The following is an 18,590-nucleotide window of genomic DNA, read 5'->3' on the forward strand; positions in this document are numbered from 1 at the left end:
ACCTAGCCCCCGTCCCCCTGGCTGCCCGCCAGCTGGCCCCGGGGGAGGAGTCCCCGGGGAGAAACCCCCGGCCCGGACGCGCATCCTTGAGAAAGGTCGGGGCGGTAGCTATAAGCCCCGACCCACTACAACGCTGGACCTCCCTCCCATCCTGGGTGGGGGCAAGGCGCACTGGAGAGAAGCCATGAAGCCCGACTTGCACCCGGTCTACCCGCCCTCCCGCATCACCTGCGCGTGCGGCAACATCGTCGAGACCAAGTCCACCCGCGGCTCGTTCAGCGTGGAAGTCTGCTCGAACTGCCACCCGTTCTTCACCGGCAAGTACAAGCTGCTGGACACGGCCGGCCGCATCGACCGCTTCAAGAAGAAGTACGCGAACAACGCGCCGGCCGCCAAGAAGGGCGCCAAGGCCGCCGAGCCCGAGAAGGCGTAGTCCTTCGGCTCTACAGCATCCGTAGCACCCCACGAGCAGGGTCGTGGAGGGCCTCGAAAGACAGAGGCGCTCCCCGCCCTGCTCGCGGTGTTTCAGCTCCAGGCGCTCGTCAAATTTTCACGCGCGCTTTCGGTGCTACAGCCAATTACAGGCCAGAAATTCGACGTAGCACGCAAGTGACCGCACAGTCCGCCGCGTCCCAGAGACGTCTGTCCCAAAGACGGAGGCGTGATGTTCGCGGAAGCTGCTGCCCCTGCCCTGAAGATTGTCCGACGCTCCCAGAACGACAGCGTCTTCGCGAAGCGCGGGGAGGCCTACACGCTGCTGCAGGGCGACAGCCTGGAGCTGATGGCCCAGCTGCCCGAGCAGTCCTTCGACCTCATCTTCGCGGACCCGCCGTACTTCCTCTCCAACGGCGGCACCACCTGCAAGGGTGGCAAGCGCGTCTCCGTGGCGAAGGGCCAGTGGGACGTGTCCCGCGGAGTGGAGGAGGACCACGCCTTCACCACCAAGTGGCTCGCCGCCTGCCAGCGCCTGCTGCGCCCCAGCGGCACGCTGTGGGTGAGCGGCACCCAGCACGTCATCTTCAACGCCGGCTTCGCCATGCAGAAGCTGGGCTACAAGCTGCTCAACACCGTCACCTGGTACAAGCCCAACGCGAGCCCCAACCTGGCGTGCCGCTACTTCACGCACTCCACGGAGCTGCTCATCTGGGCCTCGCCGGCGTCCGGCGGCAAGCTGAAGCACGTCTTCAACTACCAGCGCATGAAGGCGGAGAACGGCGGCAAGCAGATGCGCGACGTGTGGAACCTGCCGCGCAACGGTGACGAGGAGCTCACCGCCGACGGCGCCGGCCGCATGTGGACGCAGACGGCCCCGCGCGGCGAGGAGAAGGCCTTCGGCAGCCACCCCACCCAGAAGCCGGTGGCCCTGCTGGAGCGCATCCTGGAGGCGAGCTGCCCGGAGAACTCGCTCATCCTGGACCCCTTCAACGGCAGCGGCACCACCGGCGTGGCCGCCCTGAAGCACGGCCACCGCTACGTGGGCATCGACATGAACCCGGAGTACCTGGCCCTGTCCAAGAAGCGCCTGGACGCGACCCTCAAGTAACCCGCCTCACGCGCGGGTGAGGATGAGCTCCACGCCCTGCCGGGCGATGGGGTGGTACCTCGCCCCGTTCTTCTCGAACGCCGCGCGCGCCACCTTGCGGTGGTCGCGCGACGAGGCGAGCACGCTGTAGAGCGGCTTCAGGTACTTCATCCGGCCCACCTCGCCGAGGAACTCCTCGGCCCGGCCGAGCGGAGCATCGAAGCCCGCGCGCAGCGCCGCCACCAGCCACGCCACCAGCACCTCCGAGTTGCGGCTGCCCGTGAGCGAGAACCTCGCGTCCAGCTCCCGGAAGACGTCCTGGGACGTGTCCGCCGGCATGGACTCCAGGAAGAGCTGCCACTCGGTGGGCGTCCAGTCCTTCGTGTCCGCTTGCGAAGGCACCGTCCCGCGCAGCTTCTCCAGCGCCTCCAGCCGCGCGGAGGTGGGGCGGGGCGCGCTGGGCGGCACGCCGGGCCGGTTCAGGTACGCGTCCGCGTCCACCTTCGCCAGGGCACCCGGCAGCTCGGCCTCCGTGAAGCGGACGAACTCCTCCGTGGTGAGCGCCTGGAAGCGGTACTTCGCCAGGTAGCGGCGCAGGAAGCCGTCGAAGGTGGGACGGCCCACCGCGTCCTCCAGCGCGCGCAGCAGCAGGTAACCCTTCTCGTAGGGAATCTGGGAGAAGGCCTCGTCCGGATCCACGCCGGACAGGTGCGTGCGCAGCGCGGTGAGCTGTGGGTGCGCGCGGAAGTGGTGCAGCGCTTCGTCCAGCGAACGGCGCCCCAGGGCCGCGTGCAGCGCCGCGACCTCCGGCCCCGCCAGCGCCTCCAGGATGCGGCGCTCCGCGAAGACGGTGAAGCCTTCGTTCAGCCAGAAGTGCTCCGCGGACGCGTTCGTCACCAGGTTGCCCGTCCACGAGTGCGCCAACTCGTGCGCCACCACGTTCACCAGGCTCTTGTCCCCCGCGATGAGCGTGGGCGTGAGGAACGTCAGGCGCGGGTTCTCCATGCCGCCGTAGGGGAACGACGGCGGCATCAGCAAGAGGTCGAAGCGCTCCCAGTCGTATGGTCCGAAGAGCGACTCCGCGGCCTTGAGCATGTCGTCCACGCCCGCGAACTCGTCCGCCGCGTCCTCCAGCGCCTCCGGCTCCGCCCACACCCGCGAGCGCGGCCCCAATTCCTTGGACGTGAGGCTGCCCACCGCGAACGCCAGCAGGTACGGGGGCACCGGCTGCGGCATCTCGTAGTGCTCCTCCGCCTCCACGCCGTGCTCCTCGCGCGCCACGAACGACGCCGCCATCACGGACTTGAGCTGCTTGGGCACCCGCAGGGACGCGCGGTAGCGGATGCGGATGCGCGGCGTGTCCTGCAGCGGCACCACGCTGCGCGCGTGGATGGCCTGGCACTGGCTGAACAGGAACGGCTGCTGCCCGCCCGCCGTCTGTGACGGCGTCAGCCACTGCAGCGCGCTCGCCTCCGGTGACGTCCGGTAGCGCACCGTCAGCTGCTTCACCCCCGCGGGCAGTTCAATCCGAAGCCGGCTGCCCAGGATGGGTTCAGGAGGGGAGAGGATGTAGGGCAAGGGGCGACCCTGGGCATCCACCACGCCCCGGATGTCCAGGTCGCGGGTGTCCAGGTCGAGGGGACCTGCTGACGCCTCCTTGAGCGTCAGCGTGGCCTCCGCGTGCAGGCGGCGCGTCCGGAAATCGACGCGGGCCTTCCAGTCCAGCGTTTCGGTCTCAGGCTGCGTGCTGTCGTTGTACGAGTGCGGGTCGAGGCGAGCCATGGGGCCCGACTTGTAGTCGGGGAGCCGACCTCCTGGCGAGCACACCCGACGGCAATGCCGGTTGACTTCCGGGTCAATCGCCTACATTTGTGCAGTCCCCTACTTCCTTTTATGGGAGCCGATTTCCGATGACGACCCGGATCCGAAAAGTGGCGGTGCTTGGCGCTGGCGTGATGGGCAGCGGCATCGCCGCGCATCTGGCCAACTCCGGCGTGCGCGCCCTGTTGCTGGACATCGTTCCGCCCCAGGCTGCTCCGGGCGAGGACACCGCTTCCAAGGCGTTCCGCAACAAGTTCTCGCAGGGCGCCATCGCGAACCTGCGCAAGGCGAAGCCCAGCCCCATCGTGTCCGAGCAGGTGCTCGCGGCCATTGAAGTGGGCAACCTGGAGGACGACCTCGCGCGCCTGGGCGAGTGCGATTGGATCATCGAGGTGGTGAAGGAGGACCTGGCCGTCAAGCAGGCCCTGTTCGCCAAGGTGGAGAAGCACGCCCGCAAGGACGCCATCATCTCCTCCAACACCTCCGGCCTCTCCATCGTGGGGATGACGGAAGGCCGCGGCGCGGACTTCAAGAAGAACTTCCTGGTCACGCACTTCTTCAACCCCGTGCGCTACATGAAGCTCCTGGAGTTGGTTGCCGGCCAGGAGACGAGCGCGGAGGTCGTGAAGACCCTCCACAAGTTCGGCGAAGAGGTGCTCGGCAAGGGCATCGTCTACGGCAAGGACACCACCAACTTCATCGCGAACCGCATTGGCGTGTACGGGATGATGCGGACCATCTCCGAGATGCAGAAGACGGAGATGTCCATTGAAGAGGTGGACAAGATCTTTGGCCCGGCCATGGGCCGTCCCAAGTCCGCCGTCTTCCGCACCGCGGACATCGTGGGCCTGGACACGTTCACTCACGTGGCGAAGAACTGTTACGACACGCTGACGCACGACGAAGAGCGCGACGTCTTCGCCGCCCCGGACTTCCTCCAGAAGATGGTGGAGAAGAAGATGCTGGGCGACAAGAGCGGCGGCGGCTTCTACAAGAAGGACCGCTCCTCCGGTGGCAAGGACATCCTCGCGCTGGACCTGAAGACGCTGGAGTACCGGCCGCAGGCGAAGGTGCGCTTCGACTCGCTGGGCGCCGCGAAGGACATTGAAAACGTCAAGGAGCGCGTGGCGTCCGTGATGAACGCGGACGACAAGGCCGGCAAGTTCGCCGAGCGCGTCACCCTGGACGTGCTGGCGTACTCCAGCCGCCGCATCCCGGAGATCGCGGACGACCTGGTCAACGTGGACCGCGGCGTGCGCTGGGGCTTCGGCTGGGACCTGGGACCCTTCGAGGTCTGGGACGCCTACGGTGTCCAGAAGGGCGTGGAGCGCATGAAGGCGCTGGGCCTCAAGCCCGCCGCCTGGGTGGAGGAGATGCTGGCCAAGGGCCGCACGTCCTTCTACGGCGTGCAGGACGGCCGCGACACCTACTGGGACATCCCGTCCAAGTCCGTGAAGCAGGTGTCTGAGAACGCGCGCACGTTCCGCGTGGAGTACCTGAAGCGCGGCAACAAGAAGATCACCGGCAACGACAGCGCGTCGCTGTGGGACACGGGCGACGGCGTCACGCTCTTGGAGTTCCACTCCAAGATGAACTCCATCGACGATGACATCATCGCGATGATGAACACCGCGCTGGATGAGACGGAGAAGAACTTCAAGGGCCTCGTGATTGGCAACGACGGCTCCAACTTCTCCGCCGGCGCGAACATCATGGCCATGCTGATGGCGGCCAAGAGCGAGGACTTCGACTCCATCCGCAAGATGGCGTCCGCGTTCCAGGCGGCCAACCAGCGCATGCGCTACAGCCCCGTGCCCGTCGTGACGGCGCCCTTCAACCTCACGCTGGGCGGCGGCGCGGAAGTCACCATGGGTGGCAACGCGGTGCAGGCCAGCGCGGAGCTGTACATGGGCCTCGTGGAAGTGGGCGTGGGCCTCATCCCGGGCGGCGGCGGCACCATGATGCTGCTGCGCAACGTGTTCGGCGGCTACGCGGCGGACAAGGACTTCGACTCGCTGCCCTTCCTCAAGAAGGTGTTCCTCGCCATCGGCATGGCGAAGGTCGCCACCAGCGCGGAAGAGGCTCGCGAGACGGGCTTCCTGTCCCAGCAGGACGGCATCACGGGCAACCGCGACTTCCTCCTGTCGGACGCGAAGTCGCGCGTGCTGGGCCTGGCGAACGGCGGCTTCCGCCCGCCGCGTCCCACGCGCTTCCGGCTGCCGGGCCCCAACGGCGCGGCCACCATCGACATGATGCTGTACGACATGCAGCTCAACAATCAGATCAGCGCCCACGACCGGAAGATCGCCCAGAAGCTGGCGCGCGTGCTCTCCGGTGGTGACACCAGCCCGTCCGTGCTGGTGACCGAGGAGAAGCTGCTGGAGCTGGAGATGGAAGCGTTCCTGAGCCTCATCGGCGAGGAGAAGACCCAGGACCGCATGATGTTCATGCTCGAGAAGGGCAAGCCGCTGCGCAACTAGCGCGAGGCGTTTACCCAATGGTTTTCCAGACGCGAGTTCCGAAGCACGCCCGGACGGTGTCCGGGCAGGGAGACACCTAAAATGTCCGGTCGAGTCGTGATTGCCAGCGCGGTGCGCACCCCCTTCACCCGCGCCCACAAGGGAGAGTTCAAGGACACGCGGCCGGATACGCTCGCGGCCCTTGCCATCAAGGAGGCCGTCGCCCAGGTCCCCGGCTTGAAGCCGGCGGACGTGGAGGACGTCATCATGGGCTGTGCCATGCCGGAGGCGGAGCAGGGCATGAACGTGGCCCGCAACGCGAGCCTGCTCGCCGGCCTGCCGGACACCGTTCCGGGCCTGACCATCAACCGCTTCTGTTCCTCCGGCGTGCAGTCCGTGGCGCAGGCGGCGCAGGGCATCAAGTCCGGCATGATGCAGGTGGCCGTGGCCGGTGGCACCGAGTCCATGACCATGGTGCCCATGGGCGGCAACAAGGTCTCCGCCAACCCGGAGATCATGCAGAAGCTGCCGGAGGTCTACACCTCCATGGGCGCGACGGCGGAGAACATCGCCTCCCGCTACAACGTCACCCGTGAGGACGCGGACAAGTTCGCCGCCGAGTCCCAGCGCCGCGCGGCCACCGCCCGCGAGCAGGGGAAGTTCAAGGAGGAGATCTTCCCCGTCACCACCACGATGTTCGACGAGGACGGCACCCAGAAGCAGGTGACCGTCACGGTGGACACCATCCTGCGCCCGGAGACGACGGTGGAGGGCCTGGCCAAGCTGCGCCCGGCCTTCAACGCCAAGGGCGTGGTGACGGCGGGCAACGCGTCGCCGCTGACGGACGGCGCGGCGGCCGCGGTGGTGATGAGCGAGGAGAAGGCGAAGGAGCTCAACGTCAAGCCGCTGGGCTACTTCGTGGACTACGTGGTCGCTGGCGTGCCGCCCGAAATCATGGGCGTGGGCCCGGTGCCCGCCATCCGCAAGCTCCTGGAGCGCAACAAGCTGAAGGTGGAAGACATCAGCGTGTTCGAGCTCAACGAGGCCTTCGCGGCGCAGGCGCTGCACTGCATCCGTGAGCTGGGCATCCCCCAGGACAAGGTGAACCCGAACGGCGGCGCCATCGCCCTGGGCCACCCGCTGGGCGTGTCCGGTGCGCGCATGGTGGCCACCATCCTGCGCGAGCTGAAGCGCCGGGACGGCCGCTACGGCGTGGTGAGCATGTGCATCGGCGGCGGCATGGGTGCCGCGGCGCTGGTGGAGCTGGCGAAGTAATCCGCTTCCGCTTCGCGCCCCCTGGTGGCTTCAGGGGGCGCGGAGGGGATGGGTCAGGAGGCCGGGGCGTCCGGGTCGTTCACCGGGACGCCCGCCAGGCGCAGCACCCGCAGCGCGTTGGTGGTGTCCACCACCCCCTGCCGGAGCCGGTAGTCGAACACCATCTTCCCGTCCTCCAGGTGGTCGCGGAAGTGGACGTTCACCACGTGCGAGCCCGGCTCGTCCGCCAGCACCGCCAGGGACAAATCGTGCGTCGTCACCGCGCCACACGCGCCGGAGGCGAGCAGGAGCCGCAGCACTTCGCGTGAGGCAATCTGCCGTTCGCGGGTGTTGGTGCCCAGCAGGATTTCGTCCAGCAGGAAGAGCGCCTGGCCCTTCGCGGCCGCCGCCGCGTCCAGCACCATCTTCAGCCTCAGCACCTCCGCGTGGAAGTACGACACGCCGCGCTCCAGCGAGTCCTTCACGCGCATGCTGGTGAGCACCTGCACTGGAGACAGCCGGAACGACGCCGCGGACACCGGCGCGCCCGCCAGCGCCAGCACCACGTTCGCGCCCAGCGCGCGCATCAGCGTCGTCTTGCCGCTCATGTTGGAGCCCGTAATCAGCAGCGCGTGACGCGGGCCGGGCAGGGACACGTCGTTGGGGACGGGCGCGTCCAGCAGCGGGTGTCCCAGCGCGGTGGCCTCCACGCTCGGGCCCTGGGCGTGCAACTCGGGCCAGGTGAAGGCAGGCCGGTCATGGGCCAGGCCTCCCAGGCAGCAGAGGGCCTCCAGTTCCGCGAGCCCCTCGAACCACTGACGCACGTCGCGGCCGTGGGCGGCGCGCCAGTTCTCCAGCGCGAAGAGGGCGTGGATGTCCCAGAGCGTGAGCCAGTGGACCAGGGGGTGGAACTGGTGCCGCTTGAACTCGATGAGCGAGAACAGCCGGCTGAAGCGCTGGAACAGCACGGACACCGCCGGGCTGCTCCGTGCCGTCAGGCCGGACTGGAGCTGCTTGAGGCGCGGGTGCTCGAAGGTCTGCTTCTCCACGCGCTCGAAGAGGGACGCGTAGCGCACGAAGCCGCGCTCGCCGCGCTCCACGCCTTCGTCCATCTGCCGCAGCGTGCGGCGCGTGGCCATGGCGATGCCCAACTGCGCGAGCAGCCCCACCCAGACGGTGCTGTCTGGAATCACGCCGACCGTACCCAGGATGAAGAGGGTGAGCGTTATCAGGGGCAGGATGATGGCCAGGGGCCGCGCCCAGCGGATGGTGTCCAGGGACGGGCCCGCCTCCGCCCACTCGATGAAGAGGGCCGGGTCCGCCTTGTCCTTCGCCACCACGCGGGCGTCCGCGCAGAGGTCCTGGCGGAAGTCCACGCGCGGGGCCAGCTCGCGCGCGGCGCCCTGCCGGGTCACCACCGTCTCCGCGGTGGCGGGGGAGGACAGCCACGCGGCCAGCCGCTCTTCACCCGCGCGCGTCGCCGTCTCGTTGATGAGCTGGAAGAGGCTGCCCTGGCCAAAGACATCCAGGTCCGTGGCGTAGAGGTGGTTGGGGGAGAGGAACCGCTCACCCTTGTCCGTGAAGGAATGCCAGCCACCCTCCAGCCTCGCCAGGCCGCGCTCGTTGAGCAAGACGAAGAGGCGCGCGCGCTGCTCCTTGAGGAACACCTGGTGATGCAGCACCGCCAGCAGGCCATAGACAGCGAGCGCCCCGGCCGCCGCCCACCACCAGGGCTTGGGCAGCCGGCCCATCAGGGTCAGCGCTGCGATGACCAGCGCCGCCACGAAGGCCACGGTGCGCAGGTTGGCGTACCTCGCGCTGACGCGGTCCAGCTCCGTCAGGTCCGCCTGGGCGGCGGCGCGGCGGTCGGTGTACGTGCGATGCGGGCTCTGGGACTCGGTCGGGACGGGCACGATGGTCGCGCATGCTGTGCGGCCCCCCGTCCGAGGGCAAGCGCTCAACGCGCCCCGTCACGCTTCGATGCCAGTCGAGAACAGCCGTTGGACGGGGACACGATGCAGGAGGCCTGGACCCGGCTTCCAGCGTCGAGCGGGCTCGCGGTTGACTCCCATGGGGCCCCCGGGATTTGAATGCGGCCCGTGAGGGACGGTCGGGCCGGCCGTGCCTCATCGAGGGGGCTCACCCCATGTCGTTACCCAAGGTTGTGTTGGGCGGAGGGCTCCTCGTGGGCCTGCTCGCCGCGCCTCCCGCCGAGGCCCGCTTCGGCAAGCGCTCGGACTCCACCGAATCGTCGAAGCCCGTCCACGAGGCGACCGCCATCGGTTCGGACCGGGACGGCGACTCGAAGAAGGACGACGAGAACAAGAACCGTTCGTCCAAGAGCAAGAGGACCACGGTGTCCTCCACGGATGACAGCTACGAGTTCAACTCGAGCGCATCCAGCGATGCCGCCTCCTTCATCCTGGGCGCCGTCTTCGAGCTGCTGTTCCGGGGCATGGGGGAGGCCATCGCCAACACGGGCACCCACCACGGCCACGACATGGTGGCTCCGGACGCGCCGCCCCAGCGCAATTCGCTGCGGCACGCCGTGCCGTTCTCCTTCCGCGCGGGCCTGCTGGTGACACCCCTCAGGGGCGGCACCGGCTTGGACTTCGACGTCGGCTGGGACGCGCACAGCTTCGGCGCGGACCTGCGGCTCTCCCGGTTGGTGAGCACCTGGGAAGGCTCGACGTCCCGCGACACGCGCACCCTGGGGGAGATGCACGTGACGTACTCCCCCCTCGTCCGGGAGGAGCTCCGCCTGCGCGTGGAAGCCGGCGTCTCCACCCTGGACGCGCCCGGGCGCGTCTACGTGGCCCCCAGCCTGGGCATGTCCGTGGAGGCGTGCGTCCTGGGCCCCCTGGACGTGGAGGCGCGCCTGCAGATGACGCCCGGGCCCTACCAGCAGGCGGACGTGCGCGCGGGCCTGGCGCTGCACCTGGGCAGCCTCATGCTGCGCGGCGGGGCGCGCTACCTCGCCCTGGACTCCGAGGTGGCCCCGCTGGGGCTGGCCCTCGGCTTCACCCCCGAGTTCGGCCTGGGCTTCACGTTCTGAACAGCGCGGTGCGCTCAAAAACACCACGGGCCCGGCCGCGGAGGCTCTCGCGGTCAGGCCCGTTGGACGTCACGGTCCCCTTGAAGGGACGTGGGGTCTACTTCTCCTTGGAGGCCAGCTTGCGCAGGGCCTTCTGGTCACGCACGCAGAGGATGCGGCCGACGTTGCCGAGCACGCCCTCGCGCTTCATCTCGTTGATGAGCGTGGACACGAAGGAGCGCGAGGCGCCCACCAGGTCCGCCAGGTCCTGCTGCGTAATCCCGCGCAGGTCCGTCTCACCGCCGTGCGGGCAGCGCTCGCCGTGCGCTTCCACCAGCGTGAGCAGGGTGTCCGCCAGCCGGGCCGGGACCTCCTTGAAGGTCAGTCCCAGGACGCGCTTGCGCAGCGAGCGCACGCGGTCCGCGTAGGCGCGCACCACGTCCACCGCCAGGGCCGGACGGGCCTCCAGCTGGGCGCGGAAGTCGCGGCCCTCGATGCTCCACACCTCGGCCTCGCCCGCCGCCACGGCCATCTCCTCGATGGGCGTGCCTTCCGGGCGGAACAGCTCGCCGAACAGGTCGCCCGGGCGCAGGATGGACACCACCGAGCGGGTGCTGTTCTTGCCAATGCGCATCAGGCGCACGCGGCCGGACTTCAGCAGGTACACGCGGTCCGACGTGTCGCCGGGGCGGTAGATGGTCGAGTTGTGCGGGAAGGACTCGACCTTGAAGTACCCCTTGAAGTCGATGGCCTCCTGGCCGGGGACCAGCTTGTTCGCGGTCACCATCATGCCGGACGACGTCGCCTGCAGCGGCGCCACGACATTGGAACCGATGGGGCCGAGGGGGCGGTTGAAGCCGTGCATGGGAGACTCCTGGGAAGGCGGAAAGGGATGGGGAAGGTTGGTCGCTGCTGCTGCTGCGGACGGACCTTGCCCTTTCCAAGAGGCGTGCCATGAGCACTTGAACTATTCCCAGGGGAACAGTTCGAGGAATGCCGGGTACTTAGCGCTACACCCCGGTTCGGCCCCCCCCACTGTGTCCAAAACCTGAAACAGAACGTTCAAACAGTCTGATCACTTTGAACGAAACGTTAAACAGGCACACCGGTTTGTCCGGGCTGGGACACTGTCAGGAAGCATCCTTCACCGGATAAGGGTGCACCTGTGGACCCTGCCCCTGTGCAAGACCGAACTTTTGAAGCTTTCGTTCAAGCGTTGGACGGCTGATGCCCAGGATCTGACACGTGCGTCCCTTGTGACCCTTGGTGACGGCCATGGCCCGGGCAATGAGCTGCCGTTCGGCCTCTTCCAGGGTGGGGATGAGGCTCACGTCGTCCACTGCGGGGGCCGCGAACATGCCGCCCGCGGCGCCGGGGGCGCGGTGGGGGTCCATGGGGCCTGAGGGGGTCGCCTCCAGGGCGGGCAGGTCGTCACCCCGGAGCACGTCACCCGGCGCGAGCACCACGGCGCGGGTGAGGACGTTCTCCAGTTCGCGCACGTTGCCGCGCCAGGGCAGGCGCGTGAGGCGCTCCATCACCTCGTGGGGCACGCGGGTGACGCGCTTGTGCACCTTCTCGTTGATGCGCTCCAGCAGGTGCTTCACGAGCGGGGGGATGTCCTCGCGCCGCTCACGCAAAGGCGGGATGACGAGGGTGATCACCTTGAGGCGCTGGTAGAGGTCCTCGCGGAAGCGGCCCTGGTCCACCTCGTCCGCGAGGTGGCGGTGGGTGGCGGCGATGACGCGGGCGCGCAGCTTCACGCGCTTGACGCCGCCCACGCGCTCGAACTCGCGCTCCTGGAGCACGCGCAACAGCTTCGCCTGGAGCATCAGCGACATGTCGCCAATCTCGTCCAGGAAGACGGTGCCGTCCTCGGCCAGCTCGAACTTGCCGGGCTTGCCGGCGACCGCGCCGGTGAAGGCGCCCTTCTCGTGGCCGAACAGCTCGCTCTCCAGCAGCGTGTCCACGATGGCGGAGCAGTTGATGCCGATGAAGGGCCGTGGCTCGTCGTAGGAGTAGTTGTGGATGACGCGGGCGATGAGCTCCTTGCCCGTGCCGCTCTCGCCGTTGATGAGCACCGTCGCGGTGCTGCTCGCGACCTTGCCAATCTCCTTCACCAGCTGCTGCATGGAGGGGCTGGTGCCCACGATGTCGCCCAGGCGGACGACGGCGTTCTCGCGGTGGACCTCATCCGCGCGGCGCGACAGCTGGCGGTACTCCAGCGCGCGCTCCACGACGAGGTCCAGGGCGGCCGGATCCGGGAAGGGCTTGTGGATGTAGTCGAACGCACCGGCCTTCATGGCCCGGATGGTCGTCTCCATGTCGTGGTAGGCGGTGACGAGGATGATGCGCGCGTCGCCGCACAGGCCCTTCATCTCCTCGATGATCTCCAGGCCCGTGCGGTCCGGGAGCATCATGTCCAGGATGACCACGCTGGGCATGTTCTCCTGGGCGGCCTTGAGGCCCGCGGCCGCGCTGGTGGCCGTCACCACCTGGTAGCGCGGCTGCCCGTCGTCCTGCTCTATCTCCTCGAAGTGCATCGTGAGGGTTTCGAGCAGCGACACGTCATCGTCGACGATGAGGAGGGTCTCCATGGGGTCCTCAGGCGGCGAACGTCAGCGTGAACACCATCCCCGGTTCCGCGCTCCCCTGGGCCGCCACGTCGCCCCCCACACCCGTCATCACCCGCCGCAGGGCGGCCAGGGACAGCCCCGCGCCCCGCGCCAGCCGCGAGCCGAAGGGGTCGAACAGCGTGCCCCGCTCATCCGGAGGCAGGGCCGCGGCGGGATCATCCAGGATGAGGCTGACGTGGCCGGGGTCGTCCTGGCGCAGCGTCACCTGGACGCGGCCCTCTTCTGGCAGGCCCATGGCCACGTTGAGCAGGACTTGAGCGAGCACGGGCCTCAACCGGTTGGGATCCACCCGCACGCGGGGCAGGTCCGCCTCTTCCTTCACATCCACCTCGATGCGGCGCTCGGCCAGTTCCGGGGCCACCATGGCGGTCGCCTCCTGGACGACCGAGCGCAGGGCGTGGGCGTCCAGGTTCGCGGCGCTCTCGCGGCCGTATTCGGAGAGCAGCCAGAGCATGCGCTCCATGGTGCGGATTTCGCGGTTGGCGATGGTGAGCCGCCGCTTGTCCCGGTCCGACAGACCGGTGTTCCGGGCCAGCGTCTGCACCGCCATCTTCACGGAGGAGAGCGGGTTGCGGATCTCATGGCTGAGCGACGAGGACAGCTTGGAGATCTGCACCGGCGGGGCGCCCTCCAGCACGGTGCCCAGGTCGAGCACGCCCGCGGCGGCCTCCTCGCCGTCCATGCCCAGCACGAGCCGCAGGTGGTTGGCGGGCGGGTTGCCGGTGGGGCCTCCCGCGGAGAGGGTGACGAACTCGACCGCGCGGCGGTCCTCGCGCGCTCGCGCATCCAGTTCGCGGGCGCGCTCCTGGGGAACCCCGAGCGCGGTGTGCAGGGACATGCCCACGAGCGCCTTGGCGTCGCGGCGCAGCACCTGGGCGCAGTCACCTTCGGCGCGTGTCACCCGGAGGTTGGGAGACCAGGCGAGCTGCGCGGCTTGCAGGAGATGGGCGTTCATTGGTGGACCTGAAACATACCGGGTAACGTCGAGCGCTGTCCTTATGACCAGCACCGCACGTCCTCCGAAGAACCTTGTGGCGGCCCTTCTGTTCCTGTCCGGGGCCACGGCGCTCGTCTACGAGCTGGTCTGGTCCAAATACCTGGGGAACGTGCTGGGCAACAGCGGCCAGGCGCACGCCGTCGTGCTGGCCACGTTCATGGGGGGGCTGGCGCTGGGGGCGTTTGTCTTCGGGCGGACAGCGGACCGGGTGAAGAACCCCCTGGCGCTCTACGGCGTGCTGGAACTGGGCGTGGGCCTGTACGCGCTGGCGTTCCCGTACGTCCTGGGGGCGCTGGAGCACCTGTGGCTGTCCCTGGCGCCCCACGTGCCGGAGGGACTGCGGGTGGCGCCGCGCCTGCTCGTGTCCTCGCTGTCCCTGGTGGTGCCCACGCTGCTCATGGGCGGCACGCTGCCGGCATTGGTGCGCCACTTCGCGGCGAGCCTCGCCGGGGTGCGCAAGGAGCTGGCGCGGCTGTATGCCATCAACAGCCTGGGCGCGGCGGTGGGCGTCTACGTGGCGGGCACGCGGCTGGTTCCGCTGGTGGGCCTGTCCGCGTCCGCGAAGCTGGCCGCGGGCATCAACGTGCTGCTCGCACTGGCGGCGCTGGCGCTGGCCCGTCGGCACCCACCGGCGGTGACAGTGGGCGCGGCGGCGGCAGCGGAGGACGTGGCCTATCCCCGGCGGGCGGTGCGGGCCGCGCTCGTGGGCGTGATGCTGTCGGGCTTCACGTCGATGCTGTACCAGGTGACGTGGATCCGCCTGCTGTCCATCGTGCTGGGGGCGTCCACGTATGCCTTCACGCTCATCCTGACGGCGTTCATCCTGGGCATCGGCCTGGGCAGCTTCTGGCTGATGACGCGCAAGGAGGGCGGGGACTCGCTGAAGCTGTATGGCTGGACGCAGGTGGGGCTGGTGTTGAGCCTCTGCGTGGCGCTGCCCCTGTACGTGCGGCTGCCGCACCTGTTCCGCTGGTCGGAGTGGATGCTCACGCGCGCGGTGGAGACGTGGCCCGTCTTCCAGGGCATCACCTTCGCGTTCTGCTGCCTGGTGCTGCTGGTGCCCACGTTCATCATGGGCATCGCGTTTCCAGCGGCGGCCCGCGTGGCCACGGCGAAGGTGTCCGAGGTGGGGCGCCAGCTGGGTGGTGTGTACCTGTGGAACACGGCGGGCACGCTCTCCGGCTCCGTGCTGGGCGGGCTGGTGCTGATGCCTTTCTGGGGCATGCAGGGCAACTTCATCGCGGGGGCGGTGGCGAACCTCCTCTCCGCGGCGCTGGCGTTCCGCGCGCTGGCCGAGCCGAAGGAAGGGGAGGGCGCAAGCGTGGTGCCCGCGTGGCGGACGCTGGCGCCGGTGGGCGTGACGGCGGTGCTGGCGGTGGTGGTGCTGGGCGGCATGCACGGCTGGCCACAGCGGCTGTCCAACATCGCGGCGATCCGCGCGCACCAGAAGCCGCCGGACAGCTACGCGAAGCTGGTGGAGAGCACGGAGAAGGCCATCGTCCCGCGCTTCTACGCGGATGACACCTTCGCCACGGTGATGGTGGGGGACCTGCCGAGCGACAACCTGCGCTTCATGAAGATCAACGGGAAGACGGACGCGTCGAACGGGAGCGACATCGAGACGCAGGTGATGGCGGGCCACCTGGGCGCGCTGCTCCACCCGCGCGATCCGAAGAACGTGCTCGTCATCGGCTCGGGCGCGGCCATCACCACGGGCAGCGTGCTGGCGCACCCGGTGGAGCGCCTGGACATGGTCGAAATCTCCCCGGCGGTCATCGATGCGGCGCGCCTGTTCAAGGCGGACAACCGCAACGCGGTGGATGATCCGCGCACGCACGTGCACATCGACGACGCGAAGACGTTCATGGCGCTGGCGCCCATCCAGTACGACCTCATCATCAGCGTGCCCTCCAACCCCTGGGTGTCGGGCGTGTCCGGCCTCTTCACGCGCGACTTCTTCCAACTGGTGGACAAGCACCTGACGGACGACGGCGTGATGGTGCAGTGGATCCACACCTACGAGAGCAACCGCGAACTGGTGCGCCTGGTGATCCGCACGCTGCAGGACACCTTCCCGCACGCCACGACGTGGCTGGGCCCGGAGGATCTGGTGATGGTGGCCAGCCGCAAGCCGCTGTCATTCAACGCGGCGGAGGTGGCCGCGCGCATGGCCCGGCCGGACGTGAAGGCGGACCTGGCGCGGGTGGAGATCAACGACCTGTTCGGCCTGTTGTCCAAGCAGGTGCACACCGAGGCCGGACAGAAGGACTTCGCGGGCGAGGGGCCCATCAACACGGACGACCACAACCTTTTGGAGTACGCGTCGCCGGTGGCGTTCTTCCTGGCGAACCTGGACGTGCGCGTGAATGACGAGCGCCGGTCGCCGGAGACAGGGCCCGGGCTGCTCCTGCACCAGTACCTGCGCGATTATCCGCCCACCGCCGAGCAGGCCGCGGGGCTGTACCGCAACGTGGAGCGCTACCACTCGGACAAGGATCCGACCGTCCGGGGCGTGGCGGCGCTGTGGCGTTCACTGGCGCCGGAGGATCCCGCGTCGGCGCTCGCGCTGGGCCGGGCGGTGCTGGCGCAGGGGGACCTGACCCTGGCGGCGTCCCTCTTGGAGCCGGAGGTGGCGCGGGGTGGCCGTTCTCCGGAGCTGGTGACGGAGTACTTGAAGCTGGTGACGGCCCGGACGTGGGCCTCGCGCACAGTGTGGACGCCGATGAACGCGGACGGGGCGCTGGCGGTGGGCCGCGAGGCGGCGGCGCTCCACCCCCAGGACGCGAAGCTGCAGAAGGCGTTCAAGGCGTACTGCGAGGCCCTGCCGCCGGACGCCTGCGGGAGGACCTCCCGTATGCCCACGGCGGCGCCCGGAGCGCCCTGAAACAGGGGGGATGAAACCTTGAGTGGGTCCAGACCCGCGATATTCCTTGATCCGGCCCCCCCATCCTCCCGTTGACGGATGGAGGTGCTTGCTCGCCCGTTGTACTGTCCGTATCGACCCTGACTTCCCGCAGGGTGTGTCTTTCCACCGCTGCAACGACCCCCGGAGTTTCCCATGAACGCGATCGCGAAGGCCCCGAAGAAGCAGTTCCGCAAGAACCGTGGTCAGGGCATGACCGAGTACATCATCATCGTTGCCCTGATCGCGATCGCCGCCATCGGCGTGATCACGCTGTTCGGTGACAACATCCGCAAGCTGTTCGGCGCCTCCGCGGCGGCCCTGGCCGGTAACGACAACGTGGCCAACGACGGCCAGGTGTCCAACGACACGCTGAACAAGAAGACCATGAAGTCCTTCGGTCAGAACAACACCTACTGAGCCGCTTCCGGGCTTCGGTGAATGGCAGGTCCCTCCAACTGGAAGGGCCTGCCATTCGTGTTTCAGGGGGGTGAAGCGGTCGTCCTCGTGCGCTCCCGCGCCCAGAGGACCCAGCCGTTCGCCTTCGCCAGCTCGCGCCAGCCGCCGCGCTTCTGGAGGTGATCCAGCAGGAGGTTGCCCGGGTTCTCCGTGTCCCAGACGACGTAGTCTGGATCATAGGCCTCCAGCGCCTGCTCCCAGCCGGGCTCGGACCACACGAGCCGCTCATAGGCCTGGTGGATGGCGGCGGGGAACGGATCATTCCGGCTGTCGATGTAGACCTTGTACGGGGCACCCGCGAAGTAGGAGATGGGGCCGCCCATGATGAACCGGTTGAGCACGCGGCCCGGAGGCTGTTGGCTCAGCGTCTGGAGCACGGGCAGGGGGATGTTGGGGTGCGTGCCCTTCTCCACGGGGCGGGGCGCGCCCGCGTTCAGCGCGAACAGGCCGGCCAGCAGGACGGTGGGCCACAGAGCCAGGGACGTTCCGGTGCTCCAGGTGGCGATGGGGCGCTCCAGCCACGACAGGAAGCGGGGGAGGGCGGGCGCGTCGCTCGTGCGCGCGTGCTCCACCAGCGTGAGGGCGAGGAGCACGGACGCGAACGGCGCATGGCGCTGGACCTTCAGCGCGGCGATGCCCAGCACGAGCGTGGGCAGGAGGGCCGCGGCGCGCCGCACTCGGGCCCGGCCGATGACGAAGAGGCACGCACCGAAGAGGAAGAGGTAGACCCAACTCCAGCCTGCATCCAGGTCCAGCGGGCGCCACTCGTTGATGTGCTGGGTGGACGCAAGCAGCGAGTGCTGGAGCGGATACAGGTAGATGCGGGGGCCGTCCGGCGACAGGCCCGCGACGAGGAACATCGCGAGCGCCGCCGCGAGCGCGGCTCCGCAGCGCCGGAGGGACGTGGGCGTGCGGTCATCCAGGGCCGTGCCCATCGCGGTGGAAGCGAGCAGCGCCGGGCCCAGGAGCCAGCTGCCGTGCAGGTTGGCCCAGGCGAGTCCCAGGAGCGGGAAGGCCCAGAGCACCCGCGTATTGCCATGGCGCCAGGCCTGGACGCCCAGGGCGGCGAGGACGAAGAGCAGGTGTCCCAGATGGAAGGGACGCTCCTGGATCCAGGTGGAGGCCTGGACGCCCGATATCAATCCCAGACAGGCGAGGACGAGGAGATGGGAGGGTTGGGCGTCCGCGCGCCGCAGGGCGACCCAGAGCAGGAGCACGTTGGCCGCGACAAGTGAGGCGACGAGAAGCGAGGGACCGGCGGCGCCCAGGGCCTTGATGAGCAGGACGCAGAGCACGCCGAAGCCCCACTCGTGGGGTACCCAGCCCGCGGTGCCCGTCACGCTGAAGGGGTCCACGGGGTTGAAGCCGTGCTCCAGCACGTAGCGGCCCCCCGCCAGGTGGAAGAACAGGTCGTAGTTGCGAAGGGGAAGGAACCCCAGCCAGAGGATGAGCCCTAACGTGAACAGGGCCGCCGGGGCGGGCAGGAGGGCGCGGAGCCGCATGGTGTTC

Annotated in this window: 13 protein-coding genes; 7 read left to right on the plus strand and 6 right to left on the minus strand. The window is 68.8% G+C overall.

The window, feature by feature from the left end; translation table 11 throughout:
* Positions 1-184 precede the first annotated feature (184 nt).
* Both rpmE and D7X99_RS25290 read left to right on the plus strand, forming a co-directional pair.
* Positions 185-433: a 50S ribosomal protein L31 gene (gene rpmE / locus D7X99_RS25285; RefSeq protein WP_120580811.1), complete on the plus strand. Its 249-nt coding sequence runs from the start codon at positions 185-187 to the stop codon at positions 431-433.
* Positions 434-664: 231 nt separating this feature from the next.
* Complete coding sequence (locus tag D7X99_RS25290; protein WP_120580810.1) at positions 665-1,543, plus strand: site-specific DNA-methyltransferase; 879 nt, start codon at positions 665-667, stop codon at positions 1,541-1,543.
* Positions 1,544-1,549: 6 nt separating this feature from the next.
* On the opposite strand, the gene D7X99_RS25295 is transcribed toward D7X99_RS25290, so the two are convergent.
* Positions 1,550-3,304: a M1 family metallopeptidase gene (locus D7X99_RS25295; protein WP_121780019.1), complete on the minus strand. Its 1,755-nt coding sequence runs from the start codon at positions 3,302-3,304 to the stop codon at positions 1,550-1,552.
* 128 nt (positions 3,305-3,432) lie between these two features.
* On the opposite strand from D7X99_RS25295, the gene D7X99_RS25300 reads away from it, so the two are divergent.
* Both D7X99_RS25300 and D7X99_RS25305 read left to right on the plus strand, forming a co-directional pair.
* Positions 3,433-5,823: a 3-hydroxyacyl-CoA dehydrogenase/enoyl-CoA hydratase family protein gene (locus tag D7X99_RS25300; protein ID WP_121780020.1), complete on the plus strand. Its 2,391-nt coding sequence runs from the start codon at positions 3,433-3,435 to the stop codon at positions 5,821-5,823.
* An 81-nt stretch (positions 5,824-5,904) separates the two neighbouring features.
* A complete protein-coding gene (locus tag D7X99_RS25305) occupies positions 5,905-7,077 on the plus strand; it encodes a thiolase family protein (protein WP_120597852.1) in 1,173 nt (390 codons plus the stop codon).
* 53 nt (positions 7,078-7,130) lie between these two features.
* Here D7X99_RS25305 and D7X99_RS25310 read toward each other — a convergent pair whose 3' ends face one another.
* A complete protein-coding gene (locus tag D7X99_RS25310; protein WP_121780021.1) occupies positions 7,131-8,969 on the minus strand; it encodes a DNA mismatch repair protein MutS in 1,839 nt (612 codons plus the stop codon).
* Positions 8,970-9,202: 233 nt separating this feature from the next.
* Between D7X99_RS25310 and D7X99_RS25315 the strand changes: the two genes are divergently transcribed.
* Positions 9,203-10,111 (plus strand): hypothetical protein, encoded by a 909-nt coding sequence (locus D7X99_RS25315; protein WP_147476255.1) that lies wholly within the window; start codon positions 9,203-9,205, stop codon positions 10,109-10,111.
* Between the two features lie 97 nt (positions 10,112-10,208).
* On the opposite strand, the gene mrpC is transcribed toward D7X99_RS25315, so the two are convergent.
* From mrpC to D7X99_RS25330, 3 genes are all read right to left on the minus strand, one after another.
* Positions 10,209-10,955: a Crp/Fnr family transcriptional regulator MrpC gene (gene mrpC, locus D7X99_RS25320; protein WP_014395195.1), complete on the minus strand. Its 747-nt coding sequence runs from the start codon at positions 10,953-10,955 to the stop codon at positions 10,209-10,211.
* A gap of 265 nt (positions 10,956-11,220) precedes the next feature.
* Positions 11,221-12,684 carry a sigma-54 dependent transcriptional regulator gene (locus D7X99_RS25325; protein ID WP_121780023.1) on the minus strand — a complete coding sequence of 488 codons (1,464 nt, stop codon included), beginning with the start codon at positions 12,682-12,684 and terminating at the stop codon, positions 11,221-11,223.
* Between the two features lie 7 nt (positions 12,685-12,691).
* Positions 12,692-13,678, minus strand: coding sequence for a sensor histidine kinase KdpD (locus tag D7X99_RS25330; protein WP_120581292.1), 987 nt, complete (start codon positions 13,676-13,678; stop codon positions 12,692-12,694).
* A 76-nt stretch (positions 13,679-13,754) separates the two neighbouring features.
* Here D7X99_RS25330 and D7X99_RS44530 point away from each other — a divergent pair, with 76 nt between their 5' ends.
* Together D7X99_RS44530 and D7X99_RS25340 are read left to right on the plus strand one after the other, a co-directional pair.
* Entirely contained in the window at positions 13,755-16,604 is a 2,850-nt protein-coding gene (locus tag D7X99_RS44530) for a fused MFS/spermidine synthase (RefSeq protein WP_304997788.1), read from the plus strand.
* Positions 16,605-16,778: 174 nt separating this feature from the next.
* On the plus strand, positions 16,779-17,042 hold the full coding sequence (locus D7X99_RS25340; RefSeq protein ID WP_120581294.1) for a hypothetical protein: 264 nt from the start codon (positions 16,779-16,781) through the stop codon (positions 17,040-17,042).
* Between the two features lie 62 nt (positions 17,043-17,104).
* On the opposite strand, the gene D7X99_RS25345 is transcribed toward D7X99_RS25340, so the two are convergent.
* The gene (locus D7X99_RS25345) at positions 17,105-18,583 is read right to left on the minus strand and encodes a hypothetical protein (protein ID WP_121780025.1); all 1,479 of its coding nucleotides are present in this window, start codon (positions 18,581-18,583) and stop codon (positions 17,105-17,107) included.
* Between the last annotated feature and the right edge of the window lie 7 nt (positions 18,584-18,590).

The organism is Corallococcus sp. AB032C, assembly GCF_003668935.1.
GTDB classification, from domain to species: domain Bacteria; phylum Myxococcota; class Myxococcia; order Myxococcales; family Myxococcaceae; genus Corallococcus; species Corallococcus exiguus.